General features: G+C 55.0%; 18 protein-coding genes, 4 tRNA genes and 2 rRNA genes (1 of these 24 running past the window's edge). All 24 read right to left on the minus strand.

Annotated elements, in window-relative coordinates; genetic code table 11:
* Positions 1 to 7 precede the first annotated feature (7 nt).
* Positions 8 to 643, minus strand: a complete 636-nt coding sequence (gene rplC, locus NH234_RS26815; protein ID WP_007955641.1) for a 50S ribosomal protein L3 — start codon at positions 641 to 643, stop codon at positions 8 to 10.
* An 80-nt stretch (positions 644 to 723) separates the two neighbouring features.
* Complete coding sequence (gene rpsJ, locus NH234_RS26820; protein WP_003186070.1) at positions 724 to 1,035, minus strand: 30S ribosomal protein S10; 312 nt, start codon at positions 1,033 to 1,035, stop codon at positions 724 to 726.
* Between the two features lie 157 nt (positions 1,036 to 1,192).
* Positions 1,193 to 2,386: an elongation factor Tu gene (gene tuf, locus NH234_RS26825; protein ID WP_028614144.1), complete on the minus strand. Its 1,194-nt coding sequence runs from the start codon at positions 2,384 to 2,386 to the stop codon at positions 1,193 to 1,195.
* 31 nt (positions 2,387 to 2,417) lie between these two features.
* On the minus strand, positions 2,418 to 4,523 hold the full coding sequence (gene fusA / locus NH234_RS26830; RefSeq protein WP_367254877.1) for an elongation factor G: 2,106 nt from the start codon (positions 4,521 to 4,523) through the stop codon (positions 2,418 to 2,420).
* Between the two features lie 30 nt (positions 4,524 to 4,553).
* On the minus strand, positions 4,554 to 5,027 hold the full coding sequence (rpsG, locus tag NH234_RS26835) for a 30S ribosomal protein S7 (RefSeq protein WP_007957592.1): 474 nt from the start codon (positions 5,025 to 5,027) through the stop codon (positions 4,554 to 4,556).
* A gap of 109 nt (positions 5,028 to 5,136) precedes the next feature.
* Positions 5,137 to 5,508 carry a 30S ribosomal protein S12 gene (gene rpsL, locus NH234_RS26840; protein ID WP_003186084.1) on the minus strand — a complete coding sequence of 124 codons (372 nt, stop codon included), beginning with the start codon at positions 5,506 to 5,508 and terminating at the stop codon, positions 5,137 to 5,139.
* Positions 5,509 to 5,723: 215 nt separating this feature from the next.
* Entirely contained in the window at positions 5,724 to 9,923 is a 4,200-nt protein-coding gene (gene rpoC, locus NH234_RS26845) for a DNA-directed RNA polymerase subunit beta' (protein WP_085712352.1), read from the minus strand.
* Positions 9,924 to 9,986: 63 nt separating this feature from the next.
* Positions 9,987 to 14,060 (minus strand): DNA-directed RNA polymerase subunit beta, encoded by a 4,074-nt coding sequence (gene rpoB, locus NH234_RS26850; RefSeq protein WP_367254880.1) that lies wholly within the window; start codon positions 14,058 to 14,060, stop codon positions 9,987 to 9,989.
* Between the two features lie 220 nt (positions 14,061 to 14,280).
* Complete coding sequence (rplL, locus tag NH234_RS26855; protein WP_007957596.1) at positions 14,281 to 14,646, minus strand: 50S ribosomal protein L7/L12; 366 nt, start codon at positions 14,644 to 14,646, stop codon at positions 14,281 to 14,283.
* A gap of 79 nt (positions 14,647 to 14,725) precedes the next feature.
* Entirely contained in the window at positions 14,726 to 15,226 is a 501-nt protein-coding gene (gene rplJ, locus NH234_RS26860) for a 50S ribosomal protein L10 (RefSeq protein ID WP_011336174.1), read from the minus strand.
* Between the two features lie 198 nt (positions 15,227 to 15,424).
* A complete protein-coding gene (gene rplA, locus NH234_RS26865) occupies positions 15,425 to 16,120 on the minus strand; it encodes a 50S ribosomal protein L1 (RefSeq protein ID WP_011336175.1) in 696 nt (231 codons plus the stop codon).
* Positions 16,120 to 16,551 (minus strand): 50S ribosomal protein L11, encoded by a 432-nt coding sequence (rplK, locus tag NH234_RS26870; RefSeq protein ID WP_003228756.1) that lies wholly within the window; start codon positions 16,549 to 16,551, stop codon positions 16,120 to 16,122. Before rplK ends, rplA begins: the two co-directional genes overlap by 1 nt.
* A 117-nt stretch (positions 16,552 to 16,668) precedes the next feature.
* Positions 16,669 to 17,202, minus strand: a complete 534-nt coding sequence (nusG, locus tag NH234_RS26875) for a transcription termination/antitermination protein NusG (RefSeq protein ID WP_007957598.1) — start codon at positions 17,200 to 17,202, stop codon at positions 16,669 to 16,671.
* 9 nt (positions 17,203 to 17,211) lie between these two features.
* Positions 17,212 to 17,580 carry a preprotein translocase subunit SecE gene (secE, locus tag NH234_RS26880; RefSeq protein ID WP_085733018.1) on the minus strand — a complete coding sequence of 123 codons (369 nt, stop codon included), beginning with the start codon at positions 17,578 to 17,580 and terminating at the stop codon, positions 17,212 to 17,214.
* A gap of 45 nt (positions 17,581 to 17,625) precedes the next feature.
* A tRNA-Trp gene (locus NH234_RS26885) sits at positions 17,626 to 17,701 on the minus strand.
* Between the two features lie 53 nt (positions 17,702 to 17,754).
* Positions 17,755 to 18,948: an elongation factor Tu gene (gene tuf, locus NH234_RS26890; protein WP_028614144.1), complete on the minus strand. Its 1,194-nt coding sequence runs from the start codon at positions 18,946 to 18,948 to the stop codon at positions 17,755 to 17,757.
* Positions 18,949 to 19,032: 84 nt separating this feature from the next.
* Positions 19,033 to 19,108, minus strand: a tRNA-Thr gene (locus tag NH234_RS26895).
* Between the two features lie 26 nt (positions 19,109 to 19,134).
* A tRNA-Gly gene (locus tag NH234_RS26900) sits at positions 19,135 to 19,208 on the minus strand.
* Between the two features lie 25 nt (positions 19,209 to 19,233).
* Positions 19,234 to 19,318, minus strand: a tRNA-Tyr gene (locus tag NH234_RS26905).
* Positions 19,319 to 19,461: 143 nt separating this feature from the next.
* Positions 19,462 to 19,887 carry a hypothetical protein gene (locus tag NH234_RS26910; protein ID WP_085733019.1) on the minus strand — a complete coding sequence of 142 codons (426 nt, stop codon included), beginning with the start codon at positions 19,885 to 19,887 and terminating at the stop codon, positions 19,462 to 19,464.
* 7 nt (positions 19,888 to 19,894) lie between these two features.
* Entirely contained in the window at positions 19,895 to 20,644 is a 750-nt protein-coding gene (locus tag NH234_RS26915) for a pantothenate kinase (RefSeq protein ID WP_085733020.1), read from the minus strand.
* Entirely contained in the window at positions 20,634 to 21,587 is a 954-nt protein-coding gene (gene birA / locus NH234_RS26920; protein ID WP_367254884.1) for a bifunctional biotin--[acetyl-CoA-carboxylase] ligase/biotin operon repressor BirA, read from the minus strand. Before birA ends, NH234_RS26915 begins: the two co-directional genes overlap by 11 nt.
* Positions 21,588 to 21,719: 132 nt before the next feature.
* A 5S ribosomal RNA gene (gene rrf / locus NH234_RS26925) occupies positions 21,720 to 21,835 on the minus strand.
* Between the two features lie 157 nt (positions 21,836 to 21,992).
* Positions 21,993 to 23,669, minus strand: a 23S ribosomal RNA gene (locus NH234_RS26930); it runs 1,214 nt beyond the window's last position.

Raw genomic sequence — 23,669 nt, forward strand, 5'->3', positions numbered from 1 at the left:
CTTCCCCTTAACCGCGAGCCTTGGCTGCTGGACGTACAACCAGGTTGCCGCCAGTAGCGCCAGGAACAGCACCCTTGACCAACAACAGATTGCGTTCAGCGTCCACGCGCACTACTTCCAGGGACTGCACGGTCACGCGCTCAGCGCCCATATGACCGGACATTTTTTTGCCCTTGAATACACGACCAGGAGTCTGGCACTGGCCGATAGAGCCTGGGACGCGGTGGGATACGGAGTTACCGTGGGTGTTATCTTGCCCGCGGAAGTTCCAACGCTTGATCGTACCCTGGAAGCCTTTACCTTTGGACTGACCGGTTACATCAACCAGTTGACCAGCAGCGAAGATTTCAGCGTTGATCAGATCGCCGGCCTGGTACTCGCCTTCTTCAAGACGGAATTCCATTACGGTACGACCAGCGGCAACGTTCGCCTTGGCGAAGTGGCCAGCCTGAGCAGCTGTAACACGGGAAGCACGACGCTCGCCGACAGTGACTTGCACTGCACGATAGCCATCGGTTTCTTCAGTTTTGAACTGGGTGACGCGATTCGGCTCGATCTCAATGACCGTGACCGGAATGGAGACACCTTCTTCGGTGAAAATACGGGTCATACCCGCTTTACGACCGACTACACCAATAGTCATGTTGTAAACCTCATGAGTGTACGGGGCTTTCACCCGCTATGGCCGCCCATTTCAGAGCGTTACACGACCAAGACCGAGTCTTAGCCGAGGCTGATCTGCACTTCCACACCGGCCGCAAGATCAAGCTTCATAAGAGCATCAACGGTTTTATCCGTTGGCTGGACGATGTCCAGAACGCGCTTATGAGTGCGGATTTCGTACTGGTCACGCGCATCTTTGTTGACGTGCGGGGAAACCAGAACGGTGAACCGCTCTTTACGGGTAGGCAGTGGAATTGGACCACGCACTTGAGCACCAGTACGTTTCGCGGTTTCCACGATTTCCTGGGTTGATTGGTCGATCAGGCGATGGTCAAAAGCCTTCAACCTGATACGGATTTGCTGATTTTGCATTGGATTTCAGACTCCGGCTGCTATTCCCACCGGGCGCAATACGCCCGTTAAAAGGAGGCGCAATTCTATAGACGCCCCAGATAGGTGTCAACCCAATAAAAAAGCCCCCGCTAAGCGGGGGCTTTTTCAACTCATCAAAGTTATCTCAAAAAAGAGATTACTCGATGATTTTGGCTACGACGCCAGCGCCGACGGTACGACCGCCTTCACGGATAGCGAAACGCAGACCATCTTCCATCGCGATGGTTTTGATCAGGGTAACAGTCATCTGAATGTTGTCACCTGGCATTACCATTTCAACGCCTTCTGGCAGCTCGCAGTTACCAGTCACGTCAGTAGTACGGAAGTAGAACTGTGGACGGTAGCCTTTGAAGAACGGAGTGTGACGACCGCCTTCTTCCTTGCTCAGAACGTAAACTTCTGCGGTGAACTTGGTGTGAGGCTTAACCGAACCCGGCTTAACCAGAACCTGACCACGCTCAACGTCGTCACGCTTGGTACCACGCAGCAGAACGCCGCAGTTCTCGCCAGCACGACCTTCGTCCAGCAGCTTGCGGAACATCTCAACACCAGTGCAGGTGGTGGTGGTAGTGTCACGCAGACCAACGATTTCCAGCGGATCCTGTACGCGAACGATACCACGCTCGATACGACCAGTTACCACGGTACCGCGGCCCGAGATCGAGAACACGTCTTCGATTGGCATCAGGAACGGCTTGTCGATAGCACGCTCTGGCTCTGGGATGTAGCTGTCCAGAGTTTCCACCAGCTTCTTGACAGCAGTGGTGCCCATTTCGTTGTCGTCTTTACCTTCCAGCGCCATACGAGCCGAACCGATAATGATCGGAGTGTCGTCGCCTGGGAAGTCGTAGGTGGACAGCAGGTCGCGAACTTCCATTTCAACCAGTTCCAGCAGCTCTGCGTCGTCTACCAGGTCAGCCTTGTTCAGGAAAACCACGATGTACGGAACGCCTACCTGACGGGACAGCAGGATGTGCTCACGAGTTTGTGGCATCGGACCATCGGCAGCCGAGCAAACCAGGATCGCGCCGTCCATCTGGGCAGCACCGGTGATCATGTTCTTCACGTAGTCAGCGTGACCTGGGCAGTCAACGTGAGCGTAGTGACGAATGTTCGAGTTGTACTCAACGTGCGCGGTGTTGATGGTGATACCGCGAGCTTTTTCTTCTGGAGCGCTGTCGATCTTGTCGAATTCAACTACGGCCGAACCGAAAACTTCGGAGCAGACGCGAGTCAGAGCAGCGGTCAGAGTGGTTTTACCATGGTCAACGTGACCGATGGTGCCAACGTTTACGTGCGGTAGGGAACGATCAAATTTTTCTTTAGCCACGACAATTAACTCCTAGCCTAAAGGGGCTGAATCAGCCTTGTTTTTTGGTAACGGATTCGACGATGTGCGACGGAGCCGTATCGTATTTTTTGAATTCCATAGAGTAGCTTGCGCGACCCTGAGACATGGAACGAACGTCGGTCGCATAACCGAACATCTCACCCAGTGGAACCTCGGCACGGATAACCTTGCCGGACACTGTGTCTTCCATACCCTGGATCATGCCGCGACGACGGTTAAGGTCGCCCATCACGTCACCCATATAGTCTTCAGGCGTAACAACCTCTACCGCCATGATCGGCTCGAGCAACTCACCACCACCCTTCTGGGCCAGTTGCTTGGTCGCCATGGAAGCAGCCACTTTAAACGCCATCTCGTTGGAGTCGACGTCGTGGTAAGAACCATCGAACACGGTAGCCTTCAGGCCGATCAGCGGATAGCCGGCAACAACGCCGTTCTTCATCTGCTCTTCGATACCCTTCTGGATAGCCGGGATGTATTCCTTAGGAACCACACCACCTACTACTTCGTTCAGGAATTGCAGACCTTCCTGACCTTCGTCAGCAGGAGCAAAGCGAATCCAGCAGTGACCGAACTGGCCACGACCGCCGGACTGACGAACGAACTTGCCTTCGATTTCGCAGCTCTTCGTGATGCGCTCACGGTACGAAACTTGAGGCTTGCCGATGTTGGCTTCGACGTTGAACTCACGGCGCATCCGGTCAACCAGGATGTCCAAGTGCAGCTCGCCCATGCCGGAGATGATCGTTTGACCAGTCTCTTCATCAGTTTTAACACGGAAAGACGGGTCTTCCTGAGCCAGCTTGCCCAGAGCGATACCCATTTTTTCCTGGTCATCCTTGGTCTTAGGCTCTACGGCAACCGAAATAACCGGCTCCGGGAAGTCCATGCGAACCAGGATGATTGGCTTGTCAGCGTTGCAGAGGGTTTCACCAGTGGTGACGTCCTTCATGCCGATCAGGGCCGCGATGTCGCCAGCGCGCACTTCCTTGATCTCTTCACGGGCGTTTGCGTGCATTTGCACCATACGACCCACGCGCTCTTTCTTGCCTTTGACCGAGTTGATCACGCCGTCGCCGGAGTTCAACACGCCCGAGTAAACGCGGACGAAGGTCAGAGTACCCACGAAAGGGTCGGTAGCGATCTTGAACGCCAACGCCGCGAACGGCTCGTCGTCGCTTGCATGACGCTCCATCTCTTCTTCCTCGTTATCAGGGTTGGAACCCTTGATAGCAGGAATGTCGGTCGGAGCAGGCAGGAAGTCGATAACGGCGTCGAGAACCAAGGGAACACCCTTGTTCTTGAAGGACGAACCGCAAACAGCCAGAACGATTTCGCCAGCGATAGTACGCTGACGCAGAGCAGCCTTGATCTCGGCGATCGACAGCTCTTCACCTTCCAGGTACTTGTTCATCAGCTCTTCACTGGCTTCAGCCGCAGCTTCAACCATGTTGCTGCGCCATTCAGTGGCCAGCTCGAGCATGTCCGCAGGGATTTCCTTGCGAACCGGAACCATACCCTTGTCAGAGTCGTTCCAGTAAACAGCTTGCATGTTGATCAGGTCGATCTGGCCCTGGAAGTTGTCTTCCGAACCGATGGCCAGCTGAATCGGCACCGGAGTGTGACCCAGACGCTGTTTGATCTGACCGATCACGCGCAGGAAGTTGGCACCAGCACGGTCCATCTTGTTTACATAAACAAGACGTGGAACGCCGTATTTGTTGGCTTGACGCCATACGGTTTCCGACTGAGGCTCAACACCCGAAGTACCGCAGAACACAACGACAGCGCCGTCGAGTACGCGCAGGGAACGCTCTACTTCAATGGTGAAGTCTACGTGGCCCGGGGTATCGATTACGTTGAAGCGATGCTCGTGCGGGTACTGCTTCTCGGAACCTTTCCAGAAGGCGGTAATGGCAGCAGAAGTAATGGTAATACCACGCTCCTGCTCCTGAACCATCCAGTCTGTGGTCGCGGCGCCGTCATGCACCTCGCCCATTTTGTGACTTTTGCCAGTGTAAAAAAGGACGCGCTCGGTGGTGGTGGTTTTACCAGCATCCACGTGAGCGACGATACCGATGTTACGGTAGCGACTAATCGGAGTAGTACGAGCCATAAAGCCCTCGCAAAATTAGTGAAGCTAAAATTAGAAGCGGTAGTGCGAGAAAGCTTTGTTAGCTTCGGCCATACGGTGCACGTCTTCACGCTTCTTAACAGCAGCACCTTTACCTTCAGCAGCATCCAGCAGCTCGCCAGCCAAGCGCAGAGCCATAGACTTCTCGCCACGCTTGCGGGCGAAGTCTACCAACCAGCGCATTGCCAGAGCGTTACGACGGGACGGACGAACTTCGACCGGAACCTGGTAAGTAGCACCACCAACGCGGCGCGACTTCACTTCGACCAGCGGAGCGATGGCGTCGAGTGCTTTTTCGAAGAGTTCCAGGGGATCGGTGCCGGTCTTGCGAGCCGCAACGGTTTCCAGGGCACCATAAACGATACGCTCGGCAACGGCTTTCTTGCCGCTTTCCATAACGTGGTTCATGAATTTGGCGAGGATTTGGCTTCCGTATTTCGGATCGTCCAGAATCTCACGCTTTGCTGCTACGCGACGTCTTGGCATTGATAAGCCCTCAAACGGTCTTCAGGTTAGTTCGGGACAGATCCTTGAGGATTCGCGCCCGACCTTACTCTTATCGACTCAATAAAATGAAAATCTGCAAAACGGCCGATTACTTCGGACGCTTGGTACCGTACTTCGAACGACCCTGGTTACGGCCTTTAACGCCGGAAGTATCCAAGGAGCCGCGAACGGTGTGGTAACGAACACCTGGCAAGTCTTTTACACGACCGCCGCGGATCAGTACCACGCTGTGCTCTTGCAGGTTGTGGCCTTCACCACCGATGTACGAGGAAACCTCGAAACCGTTGGTCAGACGCACACGGCATACTTTACGCAGTGCCGAGTTAGGTTTTTTCGGCGTAGTGGTGTACACACGGGTGCACACGCCACGACGTTGCGGGCAGTTCTGCAGCGCAGGCACGTCGGATTTCTCGACGATACGCTTACGCGGCTGACGTACCAGCTGGTTGATAGTTGCCATCTACTAGCTCCACTGTTGTCTTGCGACGCTATTGTCTTGCAAGAAAAGCAAAATGGCAGGAACGGATTCCCGCCAAATTTAGGGGATCAAGAGTCTAAAGAGGATCTTGCCCCCAGTCAAGGCAAGGCCCCGACCTCCCCGCTCGTCGAACCTCGACAAATTGTCTCGATTCGATGAACGGTTAGATCAGGGCCTCAGCTCATTTTTCGCAGAACTCAGTTACCGCTCGAGTTCAGCGCTTCGGTCAGTGCAGCTTCCACTTCACTGGCGCTAACGCGCAACGGCTTGTCTGCATCACGGCGACGCTTGCGCTCGCTGTGATAAGCCAGACCGGTACCGGCCGGGATCAGACGACCCACAACCACGTTTTCTTTCAGGCCGCGCAGGTAATCGCGCTTGCCGGTTACGGCCGCTTCGGTCAGTACGCGGGTGGTTTCCTGGAAGGAAGCCGCCGAGATGAACGATTCGGTCGACAACGACGCCTTGGTGATACCCAGCAGAACGCGGGTGAACTTGGAGACAAACTTGTCTTCCGCGTTCAGACGCTCGTTTTCTACCAGAACGTGAGTCAGTTCCATCTGGTCGCCCTTGATGAAGCTGGAGTCGCCGGACTCGGAGATCTCAACTTTACGCAGCATCTGACGCAGGATGGTCTCGATGTGCTTGTCGTTGATCTTCACGCCCTGCAGACGGTAAACGTCCTGGATCTCGTTAACGATGTACTTGGCCAGCGCGCTCACACCCAGCAGACGCAGGATGTCGTGCGGATCGCTCGGACCGTCGGAGATAACTTCGCCGCGGTTTACCTGCTCGCCTTCGAACACGTTCAGGTGACGCCACTTCGGAATCAGCTCTTCGTACGGATCGCTACCGTCGTTCGGGGTGATGACCAGACGGCGCTTGCCCTTGGTCTCTTTACCGAACGCGATGGTGCCGCTGACTTCAGCCAGAATCGACGCTTCTTTCGGACGACGGGCTTCGAACAGGTCGGCAACACGCGGCAGACCACCGGTGATGTCACGGGTCTTCGAAGTTTCCTGCGGGATACGAGCGATAACATCACCGATCGCAATCTTCGCACCGTCCGCAACACCGACCAGGGCGTTGGCTGGCAGGAAGTACTGAGCGATAACGTCAGTGCCTGGCAGCAACAGATCCTTGCCGTTGTCATCGACCATCTTCACAGCAGGACGAATGTCCTTGCCGGCAGCCGGACGATCTTTCGGATCAAGTACTTCAATGTTGGTCATACCGGTCAATTCGTCAGTCTGACGCTTGATCGTGATGCCCTCTTCCATGCCCACGTAGGTCACGGTACCTTTCATTTCGGTAACGATCGGGTGAGTGTGCGGATCCCACTTGGCCACGATGGCGCCAGCGTCGACCTTGTCACCTTCTTTAACCGAAATCACAGCACCGTACGGCAGCTTGTAACGTTCGCGCTCACGACCGAAGTCGTCAGCAATCGCCAGCTCACCGGAACGGGACACGGCAACCAGGTTGCCATCCACACGCTCAACGTGCTTCAGGTTGTGCAGACGGACAGTACCGCCGTTCTTCACCTGAACACTGTCGGCTGCGGAAGTACGGCTTGCCGCACCACCGATGTGGAACGTACGCATCGTCAGCTGGGTACCCGGCTCACCGATGGACTGGGCAGCGATTACGCCGACCGACTCACCGATGTTCACCTGGTGACCACGAGCCAGGTCACGGCCGTAGCACTTGGCGCAGATTCCGTAGCGGGTTTCGCAGCTGATCGGCGAACGCACGATCACTTCATCGATGCTGTTCAGCTCGATGAATTCGACCCACTTCTCGTCTACCAGAGTGCCGGCAGGAACGATGACGTCCTCGGTACCTGGCTTGAATACGTCGCGGGCGATGACACGACCCAATACGCGTTCACCCAGCGGCTCTACAACGTCACCGCCTTCAATGTGCGGAGTCATTACCAGGCCATGCTCGGTGCCGCAATCGATCTCGGTCACGACCAGATCCTGCGCCACGTCTACCAGACGACGAGTCAGGTAACCGGAGTTCGCGGTTTTCAACGCGGTATCCGCCAGACCTTTACGAGCACCGTGAGTCGAGATGAAGTACTGGAGTACGCTCAGACCTTCACGGAAGTTCGCGGTAATTGGCGTTTCGATGATGGAACCGTCCGGCTTGGCCATCAGACCACGCATACCGGCCAGCTGACGAATCTGTGCTGCGGAACCCCGCGCACCCGAGTCGGCCATCATGTACATCGAGTTGAACGATTCCTGCTCGACTTCGTCGCCGTGACGGTCGATGACCTTCTCTTTCGAGAGGTTGGCCATCATCGCCTTGGAGACTTCGTCGTTCGCTTTCGACCAAAGGTCGATCACTTTGTTGTACTTCTCGCCCTGGGTTACCAGGCCGGACGCGTACTGGCTCTCGATCTCTTTCACTTCGTCGGTGGCAGCACCGATGATGCGGGCTTTTTCATCCGGGATAACGAAGTCGTTAACACCGATGGAAACGCCGGAAATGGTCGAATAGGCAAAACCGGTGTACATCAACTGGTCAGCGAAGATCACGGTCTCTTTCAGACCAACCACGCGGTAGCACTGGTTGATCAGCTTGGAGATCGCCTTTTTCTTCATCGGCAGGTTGACGACGTCGAACGACAGACCTTTTGGTACAACCTGGAACAGCAGCGCACGACCGACAGTAGTGTCGACGATGCGGGTGTTGTTTACGCTGTTGCCGTCACGATCGTTCACGGTTTCGTTGATACGAACCTTGATCTTGGCGTGCAGTGCGGCTTCGCCGGCACGGAACACACGGTCAACTTCCTGCAGATCCGCGAACACACGACCTTCGCCCTTGGCGTTGATCGCTTCACGAGTCATGTAGTACAGACCCAATACAACGTCCTGCGACGGAACGATGATTGGCTCACCGTTGGCTGGCGACAGAATGTTGTTGGTCGACATCATCAACGCACGCGCTTCGAGCTGGGCTTCCAGCGTCAGCGGTACGTGCACGGCCATTTGGTCGCCGTCGAAGTCAGCGTTGTACGCAGCACAGACCAGAGGGTGCAGCTGGATAGCCTTACCTTCGATCAGTACCGGTTCAAACGCCTGGATACCCAGACGGTGAAGGGTCGGTGCACGGTTGAGAAGAACCGGGTGTTCGCGAATCACTTCAGCGAGAACGTCCCAAACTTCCGGCAGCTCGCGCTCGACCATTTTCTTGGCCGCTTTGATGGTGGTCGCCAGACCACGCATTTCCAGCTTGCCGAAAATGAACGGTTTGAACAGCTCGAGAGCCATTTTCTTCGGCAGACCGCACTGGTGCAGACGCAGGGTCGGGCCTACGGTAATTACCGAACGACCGGAGTAGTCAACACGCTTACCGAGCAAGTTCTGACGGAAACGACCCTGCTTACCCTTGATCATGTCAGCCAGGGATTTCAGAGGACGTTTGTTGGAACCTGTGATAGCGCGGCCACGACGACCGTTGTCGAGCAGTGCGTCGACAGCTTCCTGCAACATACGCTTTTCGTTGCGCACGATGATGTCCGGAGCGGACAGATCCAGCAGGCGCTTCAAACGGTTGTTACGGTTGATCACTCGACGATACAGATCGTTGAGGTCGGAAGTCGCGAAACGACCGCCATCCAGCGGAACCAGTGGACGCAGATCCGGCGGCAGAACCGGCAGAACGGTCAGCACCATCCACTCTGGCAGGTTGCCGGAACCCTGGAAGGCTTCCATCAACTTCAGACGCTTGGACAGCTTCTTGATCTTGGTTTCGGAGTTGGTTTGCGGAATTTCTTCACGCAGACGGCCAATCTCGTGTTCCAGGTCGATAGCGTGCAGCAGTTCACGGACAGCTTCAGCACCCATGCGGGCGTCGAAATCGTCACCGAACTCTTCCAGCGCTTCGAAGTACTGCTCGTCGTTCAGCAGCTGACCTTTTTCAAGAGTGGTCATGCCTGGATCGATAACGACATAGCTCTCGAAGTAGAGAACGCGTTCGATATCACGCAGGGTCATGTCCATCAGCAGGCCGATACGGGACGGCAGCGATTTCAGGAACCAGATGTGGGCAACCGGCGAAGCCAGCTCGATGTGCGCCATGCGCTCACGACGAACCTTGGCCAGTGCAACTTCAACGCCGCACTTCTCGCAGATCACACCACGGTGCTTCAAGCGCTTGTACTTACCGCACAGGCACTCGTAATCCTTTACCGGGCCAAAGATCTTGGCGCAGAACAGACCGTCACGCTCGGGTTTGAACGTACGGTAGTTGATGGTTTCCGGCTTTTTAACTTCACCGAACGACCACGAGCGGATCATCTCAGGCGAGGCCAATCCGATACGGATGGCGTCGAACTCTTCGACTTGACCCTGGTTTTTCAGCAAATTCAGTAGGTCTTTCAAGGCCTTTCCTCCTGGCGGAGCAGAGAGCGGGCAATCCTGCCCCGCTCTCGATCGCGTCACGTGTTATTCGGTTTCCAGATCGATATCGATGCCGAGGGAACGAATTTCCTTGATCAACACGTTGAAGGACTCGGGCATGCCCGGCTCCATACGGTGATCGCCGTCCACGATGTTTTTGTACATCTTGGTACGGCCGTTCACATCGTCCGACTTCACTGTGAGCATTTCTTGCAGAGTGTAAGCAGCACCGTATGCTTCCAGTGCCCAGACCTCCATCTCCCCGAAACGCTGACCACCGAACTGCGCCTTACCACCCAGCGGCTGCTGGGTAACCAGGCTGTACGAACCGGTAGAACGCGCGTGCATCTTGTCGTCTACCAAGTGGTTCAGCTTCAGCATGTACATGTAGCCAACGGTAACTGGACGCTCAAACTTGTTGCCGGTACGGCCGTCGGTCAGCTGCATCTGGCCGCTTTCTGGCAGGTCTGCCAGTTTCAGCATGGCCTTGATTTCGCTTTCCTTGGCACCGTCGAACACTGGAGTGGCCATTGGAACACCGCCACGCAGGTTCTTCGCCAGATCCAGGATTTCCTGATCGGAGAAGCTGTCCAGATCTTCGTTACGACCGCCGATCTGGTTGTAGATCTCGTCCAAGAAGGTACGCAGTTCAGCGACTTTACGCTGCTCTTCGACCATCCGGTTGATCTTCTCGCCCAGACCTTTGGCCGCGAGGCCCAGGTGGGTTTCAAGGATCTGACCAACGTTCATACGCGAAGGTACGCCCAGCGGGTTGAGGACGACGTCGACCGGGGTGCCATTGGCATCGTGCGGCATGTCTTCAACCGGCATGATCACGGAGACCACACCTTTGTTACCGTGACGACCGGCCATCTTGTCGCCCGGCTGGATGCGACGACGGATTGCCAGGTAAACCTTGACGATCTTCAGCACGCCTGGCGCCAGGTCATCGCCCTGCTGCAGTTTGCGCTTCTTGTCTTCGAACTTGTCGTCCAGCAGACGGCGACGATCAACGATGTAGGCCTGAGCCTTCTCGAGCTGCTCGTTCAGAGCATCTTCAGCCATGCGCAGCTTGAACCACTGACCATGCTCAAGACCGTCGAGTACTTCGTCGGTGATGTCCTGACCTTTCTTCAGGCCTGCGCCGCCTTCAGCCTTGTGGCCAACCAGAGCGGAACGCAGACGTTCGAAGGTCGCGCCTTCAACGATGCGGAACTCTTCGTTCAGATCCTTGCGGATCTCGTCCAGCTGGGTCTTCTCGATCGACAGGGCACGAGCATCACGCTCAACGCCGTCACGAGTGAAGACCTGCACGTCGATGACAGTACCTTTGGTACCGGTAGGTACACGCAGGGAGGTGTCTTTAACGTCGCTGGCTTTTTCACCGAAGATCGCGCGCAGCAGTTTTTCTTCCGGAGTCAGCTGAGTCTCGCCTTTCGGAGTGACCTTACCTACCAGAATGTCGCCTGCGCCAACTTCAGCACCTACGTAAACGATACCGGCTTCGTCCAGCTTGTTCAGTGCAGCTTCACCCACGTTCGGGATATCCGCAGTGATTTCCTCTGGCCCAAGCTTGGTGTCACGAGCCACACAGGTCAGTTCCTGGATGTGGATCGTGGTGAAGCGGTCTTCCTGAACCACGCGCTCGGACAGGCAGATGGAGTCTTCGAAGTTGAAGCCGTTCCATGCCATGAAGGCGATGCGCATGTTCTGACCCAGAGCCAGTTCACCCATGTCGGTGGACGGGCCGTCGGCCATGATGTCGCTACGCTGAACGCGATCACCCTTGCTCACCAGCGGACGCTGGTTGATGCAGGTGTTCTGGTTCGAGCGGGTGTATTTGGTCAGGTTGTAGATGTCGACACCGGCTTCACCGGTTTCAACTTCGTCGTCGGCAACACGGACCACGATACGGCTGGCATCGACAGAGTCGATCACGCCGCCACGACGAGCCACGACGCAAACGCCGGAGTCGCGAGCCACGTTACGCTCCATGCCGGTACCTACCAGCGGCTTGTCGGCACGCAGCGTTGGTACAGCCTGACGCTGCATGTTCGAACCCATCAACGCACGGTTGGCGTCGTCGTGCTCGAGGAACGGAATCAGCGACGCTGCAACCGAAACTACCTGCTTCGGCGAAACGTCCATCAGGGTGACTTCTTCAGGCGCCTTGACGGTGAATTCGTTCAGGTGACGTACAGCTACCAGTTCGTCGATCAGGACTTTCTGGTCGTTCATGGTCGCCGAAGCCTGCGCGATCACGTGATCGGCTTCTTCAATAGCGGACAGGAACACGATCTCGTCGGTAACCACACCCTCTTTCACCACACGGTACGGGCTCTCGAGGAAGCCATACTGGTTGGTGCGAGCGTAAGCTGCCAGGGAGTTGATCAGACCGATGTTCGGACCTTCCGGCGTTTCGATCGGGCAAACACGACCGTAGTGAGTCGGGTGTACGTCACGAACTTCGAAGCCCGCGCGCTCACGAGTCAGACCACCAGGGCCGAGTGCGGAGACACGACGCTTGTGGGTAATCTCGGACAGCGGGTTGTTCTGGTCCATGAACTGCGACAGCTGGCTGGAACCGAAGAACTCTTTCACCGCCGCAGCCACTGGCTTGGCGTTGATCAGGTCTTGCGGCATCAGGCCTTCGCTTTCAGCCATCGACAGACGCTCTTTGACCGCACGCTCAACACGTACCAGGCCAACGCGGAACTGGTTCTCGGCCATTTCGCCTACGCAGCGAACACGACGGTTACCCAGGTGGTCGATGTCGTCGACAATGCCTTTACCGTTACGGATGTCGACCAGAGTCTTCAGTACCGCGACGATGTCTTCCTTGCACAGCACGCCCGAACCTTCGATCTCGGTACGACCGATACGACGGTTGAACTTCATCCGGCCGACCGCAGACAGGTCATAGCGCTCAGGACTGAAGAACAGGTTGTTGAACAGGGTTTCGGCAGCGTCTTTGGTTGGCGGCTCGCCTGGACGCATCATGCGATAGATTTCGACCAGCGCTTCCAACTGGTTGCTGGTGGAGTCGATCTTCAGAGTGTCAGAGACGAACGGACCGCAGTCGATATCGTTGGTGTACAGCGTTTCGATGCGAACGACACCAGCCTTGGCGACTTTAGCCAGGACTTCGGCCGTCAGCTCGGTGTTGCACTCTGCCAGGATTTCGCCGGTTGCCGGATGCACGATGACCTTGGCGGTGGTGCGGCCCAGGACGTAGTCCAGAGGCACGTCCAGCTCTTTGATCCCGGCTTTTTCCAGCTGGTTGATGTGACGGGCAGTGATACGACGACCCTGCTCGACAATTACCTTGCCTTTGTCGTCCTGAATATCGAGGACTGCAACTTCACCACGCAGGCGCTGAGGCACCAGTTCCAGGCTCAGGGTCTCGCCCTTAACGTGGAATACGTTGGTGGTATAGAACGCGTCCAGCACTTCTTCGGTGGTATAGCCGAGCGCGCGCAGCAGAACCGAGGCCGGCAGCTTGCGACGACGGTCGATACGTACGAATACGCAGTCCTTCGGGTCAAACTCGAAGTCCAGCCACGAACCGCGGTAAGGAATGATGCGTGCGGAGTACAGCAGTTTGCCGGAGCTGTGCGTCTTGCCACGGTCGTGGTCGAAGAACACGCCCGGAGAGCGGTGCAACTGGGAAACGATCACACGCTCGGTACCGTTGATTACGAAGGTACCGTTCTCAGTCATCAGGGGGATTTCACCCATGTAGACTTCTTGCTCTTTGATGTCCTTGATCGCTTTGTTCGACGATTCTTTGTCGAAAATGATCAGGCGCACTTTTACCCGCAAAGGTACGGCGAAAGTTACACCGCGCAATACGCATTCTTTGACATCAAATGCCGGTTCGCCCAGGCGATAACCGACGTACTCCAGCGCAGCATTGCCGGAGTAGCTGATGATCGGGAAAACGGATTTGAAGGCCGCATGCAGGCCCACGTCGCGGAACTGATCTTTAGTCGCTCCCGCTTGCAAGAATTCACGATACGAATCCAGCTGGATGGCCAGGAGGTAAGGCACATCCATGACGTCCGGCAACTTGCTAAAGTCCTTGCGGATACGTTTTTTCTCAGTATATGAGTAAGCCATCAGCGTTCCCCAGCTTGGTCACCTGCTTGTTTGGCCCCTCCCGACGGGAGCAGCCAGAAAATCGTGCAAACCCCATGGTTTGCGCCATCACATCGGATGGTTACAGCTCGTTATCGGCACCGACCGAGTCGGCTGCCAATAACGGAAAAAGGCCGGTGGCAAGAGCCACCAGCCATCAGCCTGTCGCTTGACGCTCGGGCTGGAGGAGCAAAGTCGATGCTTACTTCAGCTCGACTTTAGCGCCTGCTTCTTCCAGCTTCTTCTTAGCGTCTTCAGCAGCTTCTTTCGAAACGCCTTCAGCTACAACCTGAGGAGCGCCGTCGACTTTCTCTTTGGCTTCTTTCAGGCCCAGACCGGTCAGTTCACGAACTGCCTTGATCACGTTTACTTTCTTCTCGCCGGCTTCAACCAGAACAACGTTGAACTCGGTTTGCTCTTCAACAACAGCGGCAGCAGCAGCTGGACCAGCAGCAGCAACAGCAGCGGTCACGCCGAAGGTTTCTTCCATTGCTTTGATCAGCTCAACAACTTCCAGAACGGTTTTCTGGCCGATTGCTTCGATGATTTGTTCGTTAGTCAGAGACATGACTCAATTCCTGATTTGGTGGACAGCCTGTACGGCCGTCGAAATAAACAAAAATACGCGAGATTGGAAACGCTCAGCCTCAGGCTGCAGCTGCTTCTTTCTGATCGCGAATTGCCGCCAGAGTACGAGCCAGCTTGCTGGTAGCGCCTTGAATCACGCTCATCAGTTTCGCAATAGCTTCGTCGCGAGTTGGCAGGCTTGCCAGCACGTCGATCTCATTCGCTGCGAGGAACTTGCCCTCGAACGAAGCTGCCTTGATCTCGAACTTATCCTGACCCTTGGCAAATTCCTTGAACAGACGAGCAGCAGCGCCCGGGTGTTCGTTGGAGAATGCGATCAGGGTCGGGCCGGTGAACGCGTCGTTCAGCACTTCATACGAAGTGCCGGCAACAGCGCGCTTGAGCAGGGTGTTACGTACAACACGTACGTAAACGCCAGCTTCACGAGCCTCTTTACGGAGTCCGGTCATTGCGCCTACTGTTACGCCACGGGCATCAACCACGACAGCGGACAGAGCGACTTTGGCAGCCTCGTTGACTTCAGCGACGATGGCCTTCTTGTCTTCGAGATTAATTGCCACGGGTTCAACTCCTGCTTGTTACCGTTTCATTCGATCGAAACCGAATGTCGTTTTGGTGTCTGATTCGGTAAGGAACCGGGAGCACCATCTGCGTAGGCTTGAGGTTTAAGACTTGCGTCGCCTACGGTCTTGGATAGCCCCCGCCAGGCAGGGACCCCAATCTTTCAATTGGCGCAGTCAACTGCGCCAATTTTTGTCTTACGCGTCCAGCGAGCTTTGGTCGATAACCAGACCTGGGCCCATGGTGGTGCTCAGGGTAACGCGCTTGACGTAGATACCTTTCGAGGAAGCTGGCTTGATACGCTTTAGATCAGCGATCAGGGCTTCAACGTTTTCCTTCAGCTTGACGGCATCGAAGCCGATCTTGCCAACGGAAGTGTGGATGATACCGTTTTTGTCGGTGCGATAACGAACCTGACCAGCCTTGGCGTTTTTAACCGCGGTGGCTACATCTGGAGTAACGGTACCAACTTTCGGGTTAGGCATCAGACCACGCGGACCGAGGATCTGACCCAGTTGACCCACAACGCGCATGGCATCCGGTGATGCGATCACTACGTCATAGTTCAGGTCGCCGCCTTTCATTTCGGCAGCCAGTTCGTCCATACCTACGCGGTCAGCGCCGGCAGCCAGAGCGGCCTCGGCAGCTGGACCCTGGGTGAACACAGCAACGCGAACGGTCTTGCCAGTGCCGTGTGGCAGCACAGTAGCGCTACGAACGACCTGGTCGGATTTACGCGGGTCTACGCCCAGGTTAACGGCCACATCGAACGACTCGACGAACTTGGCAGCTGGCAGCGAAGCCAGCAGAGTTGCGGCCTCTTCGAAGTTGTAGGACTTGCCCGCTTCGATCTTTTCAGCGATAGCCTTTTGGCGCTTGGTCAGCTTAGCCATTACACACCCTCCACGTTAAGGCCCATGCTACGAGCAGAACCGGCGATAGTGCGCACGGCTGCATCCATATCAGCTGCAGTCAGATCCGCGTTTTTGGTTTTCGCGATTTCTTCCAGCTGAGCACGGGTAACAGTGCCAACCTTAACGGTGTTCGGACGAGCGGAACCGCTGGTCAGACCGGCCGCTTTCTTCAGCAGAACCGAAGCAGGGGTGGATTTGGTTTCGAAAGTGAAGCTACGGTCGCTGTAGACAGTGATGATCACTGGAGTCGGCAGACCAGCTTCCAGACCCTGGGTACGGGCGTTGAAAGCCTTGCAGAATTCCATGATGTTCACGCCGTGCTGACCCAGAGCAGGACCAACAGGTGGGCTTGGGTTAGCCTGAGCGGCCTTCACTTGCAGCTTGATGTAAGCGGTAATCTTCTTGGCCATGAGGCACTCCAATTACGGGTTCGAACGCCTCGAAAGGCTCCCCGGTTACTTGCGCGTTTATCCCAGTGACGACAAAACCCCACAGCCTAGGGCTGCGGGGTTGGGATGCTTGTCCAGTTAGACCTTTTCGACCTGACTGAACTCCAACTCTACCGGAGTAGAGCGACCGAAAATGAGCACTGCCACTTGGATCCGGCTCTTTTCGTAGTTAACTTCTTCAACAACACCGTTAAAGTCCGCGAAAGGACCGTCATTGACACGAACGGTTTCACCTGGCTCGAACAACGTCTTCGGCTTCGGCTTGTCGCTACCGTCAGCAACGCGACGCAGAATCGCCTCTGCTTCTTTATCAGTGATTGGCGCAGGTTTGTCAGCAGTACCGCCGATAAAACCCATCACCCGAGGAGTATCCTTGACCAAGTGCCAAGTACCCTCATTCATATCCATCTGTACCAGCACATACCCAGGGAAGAACTTGCGTTCGCTTTTGCGCTTCTGGCCATTACGCATTTCAACCACTTCTTCAGTGGGAACCAGAATTTCGCCGAAGCCATCTTCCATGCCAGCCAGCTTTACACGCTCGATCAGCGAGCGCATGACATGCTTCTCGTAACCCGAGTAAGCATGCACAACGTACCAACGCTTAGCCACGGGACACCCTTAGCCGACAATCAAGGAAACAAGCCAGCCGAGCAGGGAATCAAGACCCCACAACAGCAACGCCATAACCAGAACAACAGCCACTACAATCAGAGTGGTCTGCGTGGTTTCTTGGCGAGTTGGCCATACGACTTTACGAATTTCGGTACGAGCTTCCTTAACCAGTACAAAGAAAGACTTGCCCTTGGCAGTCTGCAGGCCTAAAAAGGCAGCTACAGCAGCAATGACAAGCAAAGCGAGTACTCGGTACAGGATCGGCGAAGCAGAGTAATACTGATTGCCTACAACGCCAACCACCACCAAAGCGACTACTACAAGCCACTTGAGCAGATCGAAGCGAGAGCCTTGAGCTTCAGCCTTAGGAGTCATCTATGAAGATCCTGTGAAAAGAAAGCCAGACACACCGAGTGAATCTGGCAGGTCAGGAGGGAATCGAACCCCCAACCTACGGTTTTGGAGACCGTCGCTCTGCCAATTGAGCTACTGACCTAAAACAAAATCAGGCCGACCATTATGCCGGCCCGAAAAATACATTACAACTACTTACTCGATGATTTTGGCTACGACGCCAGCGCCGACGGTACGACCGCCTTCACGGATAGCGAAACGCAGACCATCTTCCATCGCGATGGTTTTAATCAGGGTAACAGTCATCTGAATGTTGTCACCTGGCATTACCATTTCAACGCCTTCTGGCAGCTCGCAGTTACCAGTCACGTCAGTAGTACGGAAGTAGAACTGTGGACGATAGCCTTTGAAGAACGGAGTGTGACGACCGCCTTCTTCCTTGCTCAGAACGTAAACTTCTGCGGTGAACTTGGTGTGAGGCTTAACCGAACCCGGCTTAACCAGAACCTGACCACGCTCAACGTCGTCACGCTTGGTACCACGCAGCAGAACGCCGCAGTTCTCGCCAGCACGACCTTCGTCCAGCAGCTTGCGGAACATCTCAACACCAGTGCAGGTGGTGGTGGTAGTGTCACGCAGACCAACGATTTCCAGCGGATCCTGTACGCGAACGATACCACGCTCGATACGACCAGTTACCACGGTACCGCGGCCCGAGATCGAGAACACGTCTTCGATTGGCATCAGGAACGGCTTGTCGATAGCACGCTCTGGCTCTGGGATGTAGCTGTCCAGAGTTTCCACCAGCTTCTTGACAGCAGTGGTGCCCATTTCGTTGTCGTCTTTACCTTCCAGCGCCATACGAGCCGAACCGATAATGATCGGAGTGTCGTCGCCTGGGAAGTCGTAGGTGGACAGCAGGTCGCGAACTTCCATTTCAACCAGTTCCAGCAGCTCTGCGTCGTCTACCAGGTCAGCCTTGTTCAGGAAAACCACGATGTACGGAACGCCTACCTGACGGGACAGCAGGATGTGCTCACGAGTTTGTGGCATCGGACCATCGGCAGCCGAGCAAACCAGGATCGCGCCGTCCATCTGGGCAGCACCGGTGATCATGTTCTTCACGTAGTCAGCGTGACCTGGGCAGTCAACGTGAGCGTAGTGACGAATGTTCGAGTTGTACTCAACGTGCGCGGTGTTGATGGTGATACCGCGAGCTTTTTCTTCTGGAGCGCTGTCGATCTTGTCGAATTCAACTACGGCCGAACCGAAAACTTCGGAGCAGACGCGAGTCAGAGCAGCGGTCAGAGTGGTTTTACCATGGTCAACGTGACCGATAGTGCCGACGTTGACGTGCGGTAGGGAACGATCAAATTTTTCCTTAGCCATCGATATCACCCCTCACAGAAGAAATAAGCAACCAACCCTAGCCATTAAAACAAAGGCAGATATTTTCATATCTGCCTTGTCATATGGAGCTCTTGAGCGGACTTGAACCGCTGACCTCACCCTTACCAAGGGTGTGCTCTACCAACTGAGCTACAAGAGCGTAACACTTTGCACAACCTGCAAACTTGGAGCGGGTAGCGGGAATCGAACCCGCATCATCAGCTTGGAAGGCTGAGGTTCTACCACTAAACTATACCCGCGGAGCCTGCAGCTCACGCTAAAATCTGGTGGAGGGAGAAGGATTCGAACCTTCGAAGTCGTAGACGTCAGATTTACAGTCTGATCCCTTTGGCCGCTCGGGAACCCCTCCTAATCAGGCCGGCATTTTATACTACGCCAAACCCTTGTCAAGCATTTTCTCATTTAAAAACCTGAGGTTAGCTGCTTTGACGTCGCCCTGCTGCTTCAACCTTTTCAGGTCTTCGCTGTGGAGCGGGCGCCATTCTATGCAAACTATTCCGCAGGTGCAACCCCCTCGCACAGCATTATTTTGTGTTTTAACTCATTGAATTCCTTGGAAAGGTTTTGCAACTGAGCATCGCCCAGGAAATGCTGGGTTTCAGGCGTGATTCGGAACCAATATGCATTGCTGGAAAGGTCTTTCGGCAAGGGCTGAGCTTTCACCCCAAGCTCACTCAGGCGCTGTTCCAGTGCCTGTGCAGTTTCAGGACGACCCGAACCGCCTATATATAGACACTGCCCATCAGCCTTCGCACCTCGCGAGGCATCACCAGCCTCACTCAGCAAACGGATATCCTGCTGCGAACCACGATAAAGACTGAGAGGCGTGACGTCCTTTGCACGCAACGGAGCCTCCTGCTGATGCCAGACGTAATAAAACACATTGAGTACCAGAAGCAGGAGAAACAACCAACGCATACAAACCTCAGGACAAAGGACATGCCATAGCCAAACCTACGAACACCAAATCGGAAACGACCCGAGCCTCAGGCGCGACATCAGACACCAACTCGGCATCACCACCTGTGATGAAGACACTAAAGCTTTCACCCCAGTAGGAGCGCGCCATCTCCAACTGCGTCAACACGAATCCTCTGAGCATCAACGAACAGCCACGCTCCACTGCCTCGACTGTATTGCGCCCAGGAGCGTGACTCGTCAATGCCCGTTCCGCCGCCAGATCGCCATAGCGAATCTTTCGAGTATGCGTACGCAATTGATTGCGCATTAGCGGCATGCCAGGACCAATGAAGCCTCCCAGGTGCTCACCGTCCGACGAGATGAAATCAGCAGTCACCGCTGTCCCGAAATCGAGAACCAGGCAAGCCCCACCAGCCAGATGAAAACCACCGAGCATCGCCAACCAACGATCAAGGCCAAGACGTTCGTAGTCTTCGTAACCATTTTTGACGCCGGACATTTCGCGAGCAGGCGTCGCACAGACAACGGAAATATCGAACTCACGCTTGAGAAAACCAATCAGCAAATTGGTCTCATCTTCAGTTCTCACACTGACAAGGCGGCATTTGCCGAGAGACAATTTATCGAGCGAACGAAGGCCGCTGACCAATGCCTCATCGGAGTCGACCACCCCTTCCGCGACCAAGGCACCCGCTTCGCCATCCAGCACCCGCCACTTGATAAAACTGTTTCCGCAATCAAGCTCAAGAATCATCACGCAACCTCAAGCTGAGCTCACCACCACTAAAGACTTTCTCCACGCCATCCACCTTCAGCCGTAGCGCACCTTGATTATCGATCCCCAGCACCACGCCATCTATCTGGTTGACACCCGCCGTGAGAGAAACCGGCAGTCCCTGCCATAAGTGATTCGCTTCCCACTCCGCCTGAAGCGCAGAGAAACCCCCTGACTGATGACGCTGCAGATAAAGCTGCAACTGCTTGCTCAGCTCAACCACCAGAATATTGCGATCACAACTTTTTCCCGACTCAAGCCGTATCGAGGTCCACTGCTGATCAACCTCGTCAGTAGCTTGCATGTTCACGTTAATGCCAACACCCAGCACTACATGACACACGTCCGCCGGGTCTCCGACCAGCTCCAGCAAGATCCCGGCGATTTTTTTTCGCCCAGCCAAAACGTCATTGGGCCACTTCAACCCCGCACCTGGCACCCCAAGCACGCGAAGGGCTTGCATGACCGCGAGACCGACAACAAGACTTAGCCCTTCAAGCTGACGCATCCCACCATCAATGCGCAATACGAGACTGTAATAGAGGTTCTCGGCAAACGGACTTACCCATTTTCGCCCCCTACGACCACGTCCGGAGATTTGCCGTTCAGCCAGTACCAGAAAGGGCGCCATTTGACCCCGATCAACGGCACGCAGCGACTCTGCGTTAGTAGAGTCGATAGAGTCGAAGACACTCACAGGCCAGCCGGCAAGACTTTCCTCTATCTTGAGCGAGTCAAGCAACTCCAGTGGCGAGGCCAACTGGTAGCCCCGCCCCCGGATTTTATGTATGGATAGCCCAAGCTCAGCCTCCAAGTGCTGAAGCTGCTTCCACACTGCACTTCGACTAATTCCCAGGGCAACTCCCAGAGCCTGACCGGAATGGAATCGCCCATCCTTCAGAAGGTTCAACAACGTCAGCATGCAGGTCTCGCCTCGGAATGAGGCCCGAATAATAGCCATGCACCGAGCCGTTGCATAGAATTCAAACAACCCACTTTCCTGCGGGCAAAACAAAACCCCAACTGCTTTCGCAATTGGGGTTTCGGAATTTAATCTTGACGATGACCTACTCTCACATGGGGAAACCCCACACTACCATCGGCGATGCATCGTTTCACTTCTGAGTTCGGGATGGGATCAGGTGGTTCCAACGCTCTATGGTCGTCAAGAAATTCGGGTACTGACTCGTGGCCGGCTGGCCTCGCTTCAGCAAATTGGGTATGGGATAGTTTTCGGTGTTTTGTGAGCATCGAACTTTCGGTTCATTGCGTCTTCACACACCGCAATCTGATGCTCTTTCGAGTAGTCAAATTGCTTGGGTGTTATATGGTCAAGCCTCACGGGCAATTAGTATTGGTTAGCTCAACGCCTCACAGCGCTTACACACCCAACCTATCAACGTCGTAGTCTTCGACGGCCCTTCAGGGAACTCAAGGTTCCAGTGAGATCTCATCTTGAGGCAAGTTTCCCGCTTAGATGCTTTCAGCGGTTATCTTTTCCGAACATAGCTACCCGGCAATGCCACTGGCGTGACAACCGGAACACCAGAGGTTCGTCCACTCCGGTCCTCTCGTACTAGGAGCAGCCCCTCTCAAATCTCAAACGTCCACGGCAGATAGGGACCGAACTGTCTCACGACGTTCTAAACCCAGCTCGCGTACCACTTTAAATGGCGAACAGCCATACCCTTGGGACCGGCTTCAGCCCCAGGATGTGATGAGCCGACATCGAGGTGCCAAACACCGCCGTCGATATGAACTCTTGGGCGGTATCAGCCTGTTATCCCCGGAGTACCTTTTATCCGTTGAGCGATGGCCCTTCCATACAGAACCACCGGATCACTAAGACCTACTTTCGTACCTGCTCGACGTGTCTGTCTCGCAGTCAAGCGCGCTTTTGCCTTTATACTCTACGACCGATTTCCGACCGGTCTGAGCGCACCTTCGTACTCCTCCGTTACTCTTTAGGAGGAGACCGCCCCAGTCAAACTACCCACCATACACTGTCCTCGATCCGGATAACGGACCTGAGTTAGAACCTCAAAGTTGCCAGGGTGGTATTTCAAGGATGGCTCCACGCGAACTGGCGTCCACGCTTCAAAGCCTCCCACCTATCCTACACAAGCAAATTCAAAGTCCAGTGCAAAGCTATAGTAAAGGTTCACGGGGTCTTTCCGTCTAGCCGCGGATACACTGCATCTTCACAGCGATTTCAATTTCACTGAGTCTCGGGTGGAGACAGCGCCGCCATCGTTACGCCATTCGTGCAGGTCGGAACTTACCCGACAAGGAATTTCGCTACCTTAGGACCGTTATAGTTACGGCCGCCGTTTACCGGGGCTTCGATCAAGAGCTTCGCGTTAGCTAACCCCATCAATTAACCTTCCGGCACCGGGCAGGCGTCACACCCTATACGTCCACTTTCGTGTTTGCAGAGTGCTGTGTTTTTAATAAACAGTCGCAGCGGCCTGGTATCTTCGACCGGCATGGGCTTACGGAGCAAGTCCTTCACCCTCACCGGCGCACCTTCTCCCGAAGTTACGGTGCCATTTTGCCTAGTTCCTTCACCCGAGTTCTCTCAAGCGCCTTGGTATTCTCTACCCAACCACCTGTGTCGGTTTGGGGTACGGTTCCTGGTTATCTGAAGCTTAGAAGCTTTTCTTGGAAGCATGGCATCAACCACTTCGTCGCCTAAAGGCAACTCGTCATCAGCTCTCGGCCTTAAGATCCCGGATTTACCTAAGATCTCAGCCTACCACCTTAAACTTGGACAACCAACGCCAAGCTGGCCTAGCCTTCTCCGTCCCTCCATCGCAATAACCAGAAGTACAGGAATATTAACCTGTTTTCCATCGACTACGCTTTTCAGCCTCGCCTTAGGGACCGACTAACCCTGCGTCGATTAACGTTGCGCAGGAAACCTTGGTCTTTCGGCGTGGGTGTTTTTCACACCCATTGTCGTTACTCATGTCAGCATTCGCACTTCTGATACCTCCAGCAAGCT

Origin of the sequence: Pseudomonas sp. stari2, from assembly GCF_040760005.1 — a bacterium.
Taxonomy (GTDB): domain Bacteria; phylum Pseudomonadota; class Gammaproteobacteria; order Pseudomonadales; family Pseudomonadaceae; genus Aquipseudomonas.